Source organism: Facilibium subflavum (genome assembly GCF_003574485.1).
In the GTDB taxonomy this organism is placed as follows: domain Bacteria; phylum Pseudomonadota; class Gammaproteobacteria; order Francisellales; family Francisellaceae; genus Facilibium; species Facilibium subflavum.
Map to the genome: position 1 here is coordinate 1 of NZ_QLIT01000176.1, position 7955 is coordinate 7955.

The 7955-nt window shown below is 36.4% G+C and carries 6 protein-coding genes and 1 riboswitch; of the genes, 3 read left to right on the forward strand and 3 right to left on the reverse strand.

Annotated features, from left to right (window positions below; all coding sequences use genetic code 11):
- Positions 1 to 286: 286 nt before the first annotated feature.
- The 3 genes from DNK84_RS14395 to DNK84_RS10320 form a co-directional block, all read right to left on the reverse strand.
- On the reverse strand, positions 287 to 439 hold the full coding sequence (locus tag DNK84_RS14395) for a hypothetical protein (RefSeq protein ID WP_162902375.1): 153 nt from the start codon (positions 437 to 439) through the stop codon (positions 287 to 289).
- The gene (locus DNK84_RS10315; protein WP_119344434.1) at positions 417 to 2420 is read right to left on the reverse strand and encodes a glycosyl hydrolase family 18 protein; all 2004 of its coding nucleotides are present in this window, start codon (positions 2418 to 2420) and stop codon (positions 417 to 419) included. The genes DNK84_RS14395 and DNK84_RS10315 overlap by 23 nt, the downstream gene beginning before the upstream one ends.
- A 119-nt stretch (positions 2421 to 2539) precedes the next feature.
- Entirely contained in the window at positions 2540 to 4321 is a 1782-nt protein-coding gene (locus DNK84_RS10320; protein WP_162902376.1) for a TIGR03546 family protein, read from the reverse strand.
- A 131-nt stretch (positions 4322 to 4452) separates the two neighbouring features.
- A riboswitch (TPP riboswitch) is annotated at positions 4453 to 4557 on the forward strand.
- Positions 4558 to 4631: 74 nt separating this feature from the next.
- Here DNK84_RS10320 and thiC point away from each other — a divergent pair.
- The 3 genes from thiC to DNK84_RS14400 are packed head-to-tail and all read left to right on the forward strand — an operon-like array spanning position 4632 to position 7669.
- Positions 4632 to 6476 (forward strand): phosphomethylpyrimidine synthase ThiC, encoded by a 1845-nt coding sequence (thiC, locus tag DNK84_RS10325; protein WP_119344436.1) that lies wholly within the window; start codon positions 4632 to 4634, stop codon positions 6474 to 6476.
- A gap of 1 nt (position 6477) precedes the next feature.
- Positions 6478 to 7539, forward strand: a complete 1062-nt coding sequence (locus tag DNK84_RS10330; protein WP_162902377.1) for an FAD-dependent oxidoreductase — start codon at positions 6478 to 6480, stop codon at positions 7537 to 7539.
- Positions 7517 to 7669, forward strand: a complete 153-nt coding sequence (locus DNK84_RS14400; protein WP_162902112.1) for a hypothetical protein — start codon at positions 7517 to 7519, stop codon at positions 7667 to 7669. The genes DNK84_RS10330 and DNK84_RS14400 overlap by 23 nt, the downstream gene beginning before the upstream one ends.
- The last annotated feature ends 286 nt before the right edge of the window (positions 7670 to 7955 follow it).

The window sequence follows — 7955 nt, forward strand, 5'->3', positions numbered from 1 at the left end:
ATGCGGCTTAACTTAGTGCCATTAGGCATTACCCTATTTACACCTCTACTATGAGCTAGTCCGACTACCTTGCTAAGCTTATCTCTAGCTTTTTAGGCTCCAAGATAAGCATTCAGAAATAGCAAGGTTCTCCCAAGTTCCAAAGCAATCAGTTCATCTACCCGCTACGGACTCAGACCCCGACACCTCCACGCATACTCGCCTTTACGTATTGCGTAGTGCTGATTTCAGGCATATGAAAACCTTGATCAGGTGCGACGATGGTATATTACGGGGCTCAATACCTTCACTCGCGTTGTGGCTGATAGACCGCCCTTACTACAGCTTCATAATGTTCGTTACCTTGCATTATGTGTAGTTCGGTTCCAGACTGGTGGCTAGCCTTTTTCTGGGCTGGATTGTCCAGCTTGATTGCCTTAGCTTTGCTTGGCGCACGCATAATCAGGACCACCGTTATATGCCATAATATTAATCCAAGAAATATCATCTTTTGCTTTTTGCATTACAGGCACTAATTCTCCACAGTGGCGTGATCCTTGCACTGCACAAGTTCTACCATCAACATTATCACCAGCACCTGTTGAAAATCCAGCAACGGTAATCAACGTGTCTGGAAGCTTTTGTTTTATAGCCTTAATAAGTGCTGCCAGGTTGTCAGCCTGCTGTGCTGACATTCTATTATTGGATTCGGCATCTAAATCAACACCAACCAAATGCGCATAACCAATAATGCTATCTTTATTAGCGAACTTCCCATTATAAACTGGATAATTTAACTTAAGTTTATCTACAATTGCTTGGGCAATACTATCAACAGTTTTAGAGGTTAAGAGTTTATCCCAAATATGACTAAATGTTGCTCCACCAATTGAGAGCATAAACTTCACACCAGGATGATTATAAGCATAATTTGTCCAAGATAAGTATTCTGGACGAATTTGTTTCCCATTATTAACAGGAACATCAGTAAGATAACCTGAAACACTCGTATCCACTTTAAAATGTCCTTGTTGATCTTTTTTAATATCACCAAAAGCTAAATCAACAACATTAACCTTGGTTTTATCCAGTTTATCCAAAGGGATATTGTTCCATCCTCCCCAATAAGTGACAAAATTCCCCGTTTCATTCGCTTTATATTTTATATCAAGAGAAACAGGCTTATTTGGCATTACATTAAATTGGTTTGGTGTTATTGTTGGTGTATAAGTCTTATCATTAAGTAAAAAAGAAGACGCTGAAACGGCATAAGTGCGATTACTTGGTAATAAAGCGACCTGAGACTCCCCCTCTTTCAAAGGCGCTTGATAAGTATAATTTAAATTATCTTTAAAAGTAATTGTCGCTTTCTGGCCTTTTACAAGTCCTGTCACGTTGCTATTCACAGCTGACGTTGTTACAGGAGAAGATTTAAATGAAACAGACTCTGTTATGTTTGCATTTGCTTTGATAACAACCGGATTTTCATCTAAAAACTGTGCTTTGTACAGGTGACTTTTGCCAACGACGGCCTCTGATGATAATTGATAAGAGTCAGCGGCCGTTAGCCCACTAATAATTTGGCTACTATTCCATGGTATTTCCTTTTGAATAGTATTACCTGTTTTCAAGTTTGTTATTTCAAATGTAGGGTTATTAATATTATCTTCAGGTTTTTGTGCTATCACTCTTAGCTGAATACCGCCTGTTTCCTGAACTGGGTTATAATTTATATTAACCGTTTTTGCTTGATTATTATTGATCGTCAATGATTCAGGAAGCGCTTTTCCTGTATAAGTTTTGTTGCCATCAATGATATTTTTAACCTTGATTTGGTAGTCTCCATATGGCAAATTCTTAACTGGGAAGACCGTATTCCAAGAAGCTGAATCAATTGTTTGATCATAACCTGTACTTCCTATTATTTCAATATTTGCTAACTTTTGTGTACCTGGATTATCAGGTAAAGCTAAATCTATTTCACCATCTTTTTTAACTGGAGGTATTGGAGAATTAGGCGTAAAGTTAACATGGCTGTACTGTGCTGTTGGTAAGCTTGAGAATTTTATTGTAATGCTATCTCCAGCTTCCAACTTTGTTTTTGGTTTATACCATTGTGTTGATTGTGCAAACTGTAGCCCAGCTGAAATAATATAACCATCATCTGAAGGCGTACTAGCTAACGTTCTGTTCTGAGGGTACGCCAATTTACCAAATTCTCCCCAAAAATAATTTCGTCTTACCTGCTGAGAGCTATTAAATTGTATTAAGCCATCTCTTAAATCTATTGGTTGATTACAGTTGTTTGTCATTGTTATGCGACCATTATAATCTGCATGCGTTTTAAAACTCATGCAATCAAGTGGTGCAGGTGCACTCACAGCAAAAACATTTGCTGATGATACAAACAACAAAGAACTATAAATTAGTTTTCTATTCATTTCTTTTACCTCTTTAGAGTACTGTTTGTCTTATCTGAGCTGACCATAATACAATTTGTAAAATTTTTGTCAAAACAACAAACAAGCGAAATAAATAAAAAATTATTAACCTTATTCCATCAAAACCCAAAAGGTAATTCTTTTGGGATCTTATCCTTTAATTTATCTTTGATTTGACTTTTAACCTCAGATACTCCTGCTTGTAACAAAATATCCTGTAGCTGGCTTTGTGACAACTGTATCAGTGGATTTTGTAAATTCCCGACAATATTTATTTTTAATGGTAATGTTTCGAATTCTTTGGTGACATTATTTACTTTAATTATTACCTGATTCAGTTTCAAATCAATCGGCAAGTTAATATTCACCTCATCATTTTTCATCTGCCAGGTACCATTAGTTGTTAAACTCATATCGTTGGCATCTAATGCAAAGCCTTTATGAAATTGAATATCATCAAACAAGGATTTTGCCGGTATATTTGTCAAATGCATTGAAAATTGATTCACTTTTTCAGCTTGATGATAATCGACTAAATAAGCCCTAATATTGTTTTGCCGATCAGTTAGATTTATTTTTGTGGTTGCATTTAACAGTCCTGGTTCTGTCGCAATATTCTGTGCTTTCAAATCAAAAATTCTTTGGCTGTCTTTTATTTGAATACCCGTTACATCAAGCTTTTGTATTGTCAGAATTGGGGTTTTATCAATCAAGAATTGTGCCTGAACATTAGCATAGCCGTAAGATTGTACCTGCTGTTTGGTTTCAAGGCGATCTTCCTGTCCTTTACTTGTCTGTTTTTTATCGCTGATAAATTGAATAATTCGATATAAATCGTTGGCATACTGGCGATATTTTTGCGTATTTTTAATATATTTCTCAACCGAATAAGTATTGACTTCTTTTTGTTGTGTCCTTTGCTCTATTTTTTGCTCAGTGCTCTTTTGATCTATTAATGCGGGTGATTCTTCTAATTTTGTATAAAGTACTGCTTTTTCTTTTCTTTGATGTGAGGTAGATACGCCATTAACAACAACTTTTGATAAGACAAGACGTTTGGTTAGTAGCGCTTTAATATTTAGTTTCGCTGTTAATTCTTTAGCATAAAAACGATCCTGTGTTAAATTGTCCGGGTCAGCCACACCCAAACCCTCTATCGATAATTGGGCATCAGTAAAATCAATCTTTACATGTTTAAAATCAACCGTAGCACCATTGAGCTTTGTTAACTGTGTCTGCAATATATTACGCACCATCTGCGTTTGTAAAAAAGCCTGAAATAAAAACAATAAACCAATAATTATCAACACAATAATAATACCTGAAATTCTAAATGGATGCTTCAAACGCTGATCTTTTAATTGATTCCAGTCAATCTTATGAACGGATTTTCCAAATAGAATCCAACAAAAAAGCTTTACCCAAAACTTAGATACAACTTTTTGATATTGAACGGTATCAGATTGAAGTTTTGCCATTTTTTGGCGAAATTGCGCAAATAGCTTAACCAAAATAATACCAAAAATTATCCCTAATATAACTGACAGGACAAAGGCACCTGTCACCAGATAATAATCAAAACCGGCAAAGGCTAAAACCGGTGTATTTACAAACCATTTTATCAAAGGCTGCATAACGCCATCAATCATAAGCTGCCCGATGTAAAAGGAAACAGGCTCTATAATAAAGGATAAAATTTTACTGATGACAAAGACAATAACAACAAATCCAATATTAACATTCAGAATCAATACCAGGAAAATAAATAATAGACTTAATAACGGTGAATAAGAAAACCCTGGAATAAAGCCAAGTATCACCCCAAATAAACATCCTAAAAATAATTGTCCTGATGTTGCTTTTCCTAATATAGTCGCAATGATTTTTTTAAAAAATCGCATATAACCTCCTGCAATAATACACATCGTCCTTGTTGTAAATATAAGTGATTTCAATGATTATTGCAGCAAAGTTTATGCTTTAAGCACTTTTTTATCGTATGATAGGATAACAAAGTAAGCTAAGGCTTGCTTTTAAACAACAGGGGTGCTGATTTAAAAATCAGCTGAGAGCACTTTTGCAACCCTTTGTACCTGATCTAGTTAGTACTAGCGTAGGAAGTTGTTTGATACAATGATATTGCTTTAATATTATTCGTTTTGAAATTCCTATGCATGTATTAGCCAAAATAAATAAAATGGGAGTTAATACATGAGCCAAAAAAAGATGATTATTAATAAAAGTTTACAACAGCCTTATCCTGCTTCTAAGAAGCGCTATATTGAAACCCAGGGGCTTAAGATACCTTTTCGTTATATTCAACAAAATACAACTTACAGCGAAAATGGCTTTGTTACTAATCCTGATATAGCCGTTTATGATACCTCTGGCGCTTTTACTGATGAGGCTTATCAACATGATCTTATATACGGATTACCAAAGCTTAAAGAAAAATGGTTACAAGATAATAATGATATAGAACAACTGAGTAAATTTACTGCTCAATATACCAATGAACAAAAAAATGAATTTTTCCCGAAAAGATTGCGACCTTTAAAAGCAAAAAATAATAAGAATGTCACACAACTTTATTATGCGCGCCAAGGCATCATCACAAAAGAGATGATTTATGTTGCCGTGCGTGAAAGCATAAAAAAAGCCAATGCGCATATCAGCGATCCTGTTTTATTGAAACAACATCCAGGTCAAAGTTTTGGTGCTGATATTAAAGATGAAATTACACCAGAATTTGTTCGCCAGGAAATAGCAGCAGGTCGCGCTATTATCCCTAGCAATATCAATCATCCAGAAGCAGAACCGATGATTATTGGCCGAAATTTCAGTGTGAAAGTTAATGCCAATATTGGCACATCAGCCGTCAGCTCATCGATTGCTGAAGAAGTTGAAAAAATGATAATTGCGACACGATGGGGTGCTGATACCGTAATGGATTTATCCACTGGAAAGCATATCCATCAAACCCGTGAATGGATTATCCGAAACAGTCCCGTACCAATTGGTACTGTACCTATTTATCAGGCACTTGAAAAAGTTAATGGTCAAGCAGAAAAACTTAGCTGGGAAATATTTAAAGATACATTAATTGAGCAGGCCGAACAAGGTGTTAGCTATTTCACCATTCATGCTGGCGTCCTCTTACGATACATTCCTTTAACGGCAAATCGTTTAACCGGAATTGTCTCAAGAGGGGGCTCCATTATTGCAAAATGGTGTATGGCGCATCATAAAGAAAGTTTTATCTATACCCATTTTGATGAGATATGTGAAATTATGAAGGCTTATGATGTTGCCTTTTCACTAGGCGACGGTCTTCGACCTGGAAGCATATTAGATGCCAATGATCAAGCACAGTTTGCTGAACTTGAAACCTTAGGCCAGTTAACCAAAAGAGCATGGCAACACGATGTCCAAGTAATGATTGAAGGCCCAGGCCATGTTCCAATGCAACTGGTTAAAGAAAATATGGATAAAGAATTAATCGATTGCTTTGAAGCACCTTTTTATACATTAGGCCCATTAGTGACTGATACTGCACCTGGTTATGATCATATTACATCAGCTGTTGGTGCTGCACAAATTGGCTGGTATGGTACGGCTATGCTTTGCTATGTCACGCCAAAAGAGCATTTAGGCTTACCAGATAAAGAAGATGTCAGAGAAGGTATCGTTACGTATAAGCTTGCTGCACATGCTGCAGATCTGGCAAAAGGGTTTCCTGGTGCACAAATCCGTGATAATGCCTTATCTAAAGCACGATTTGAGTTTCGCTGGCAAGATCAGTTTAACCTAAGTTTCGATCCACAAAAAGCCCAAAGCTTCCATGATCAAACACTTCCTAAAGAAGGGCATAAATTAGCGCATTTTTGTTCAATGTGTGGACCTAAATTCTGTTCGATGAAAATTACTCAAGAAGTCAGAGAATATGCAAAAGATCATCGCTTAACTGAACAACAAGCAATCGATAAAGGCATGAAAGAAAAAAGTGATGATTTTATTCAAAAAGGTGCCAAACTCTATCACATGCGGGAAAATTAAAATGAAAATCGCAATTACAGGTGCCGGACTTATTGGCCGTATTATGGGATTATCACTATTACGTGATTATTCTGACTGCCAAATTGATTTTTATGAAAAATTTTTACATCCATCGAGTAAAGACAGCTGTGGTTATGCAGCCGGTGGCATGGTTGCACCTTTTTGTGAGTTAATGGAAAACAACCTCCAACTATATCAATTAGGTGTAAAAAGCATTGCAGCCTGGCAGTCGATCAATAAGCAATTAAATTATGATGTTTTTCAGCATAATGGGACATTAGTTTTAGCACATTGTTATGATCAGCCTGACTTTTTTCACTTATATAATAAGTTGATGCAATATGATGCTATTGATAAAAAGCAAATTGATTTATTACCAACAAATAAGTATACAAAAGACAATAATATATCGGGATTAAATACTGCACTTTTTCATCAATGTATACGCATTAAGAATGAAGGCGTTGTTAATGTACCACTATTTTTTCGAAAGACCGAAGAATTCTTTGCCATGGCAAAAAATATTAACTTCTATTTAAATAAAGAAATTGCTGAAAACGATTTAACACACCTGCAGCAAAAATATGATTATATTATTGATACAAGAGGACTTGGCGCACAAAATGCAATAAAAGGCTTACATGGTATCCGTGGTGAGTCTTTAGTGGTTAAAGCACCTGATGTAACAATCGATAAAACAATCAGGCTTTGTCATCCGCGCTATCCTTTATATGTCATACCGAGAAAAAACAATATTTATTATATTGGTGCAACGACTATTCAAAGCCAGGATGATTCAAATATCTCAGTTAAATCAACCATGGATCTGCTTAGTGCTTTAACGGTTATACACCCTGGATTTTTAGAAGCAAGGATCCTGCAAAGCTTTAGTAGAAACAGACCAAGCTTTCCTTCTGGGATGCCGAAAACTGCTATTTCTGGTAATATAATCACCTTAAATGGTTTTTATCGCCATGGTTATTTATTAGGCCCTGTAATCGTAGATAATGTTATTAACAAACACATTTTGGAGAAACAATATGAGTGCGCCAAGCAAAGCTAAGGCAATCAAGCTGGACAATCCAGCCCAGAAAAAGGCTAGCCACCAGTCTGGAACCGAACTACACATAATGCAAGGTAACGAACATTATGAAGCTGTAGTAAGGGCGGTCTATCAGCCACAACGCGAGTGAAGGTATTGAGCCCCGTAATATACCATCGTCGCACCTGATCAAGGTTTTCATATGCCTGAAATCAGCACTACGCAATACGTAAAGGCGAGTATGCGTGGAGGTGTCGGGGTCTGAGTCCGTAGCGGGTAGATGAACTGATTGCTTTGGAACTTGGGAGAACCTTGCTATTTCTGAATGCTTATCTTGGAGCCTAAAAAGCTAGAGATAAGCTTAGCAAGGTAGTCGGACTAGCTCATAGTAGAGGTGTAAATAGGGTAATGCCTAATGGCACTAAGTTAAGCCGCAT

What these genes read in the sequence shown, in the direction of transcription:
- DNK84_RS14395 (WP_162902375.1), bottom strand. Translation starts at nt 439, where the DNA reads ATGCGTGCGCCAAGCAAAGCTAAGGCAATCAAGCTGGACAATCCAGCC.
- DNK84_RS10315 (WP_119344434.1), bottom strand. Translation starts at nt 2,420, where the DNA reads ATGAATAGAAAACTAATTTATAGTTCTTTGTTGTTTGTATCATCAGCA.
- DNK84_RS10320 (WP_162902376.1), bottom strand. Translation starts at nt 4,321, where the DNA reads ATGCGATTTTTTAAAAAAATCATTGCGACTATATTAGGAAAAGCAACA.
- thiC (WP_119344436.1), top strand. Translation starts at nt 4,632, where the DNA reads ATGAGCCAAAAAAAGATGATTATTAATAAAAGTTTACAACAGCCTTAT.
- DNK84_RS10330 (WP_162902377.1), top strand. Translation starts at nt 6,478, where the DNA reads ATGAAAATCGCAATTACAGGTGCCGGACTTATTGGCCGTATTATGGGA.
- DNK84_RS14400 (WP_162902112.1), top strand. Translation starts at nt 7,517, where the DNA reads ATGAGTGCGCCAAGCAAAGCTAAGGCAATCAAGCTGGACAATCCAGCC.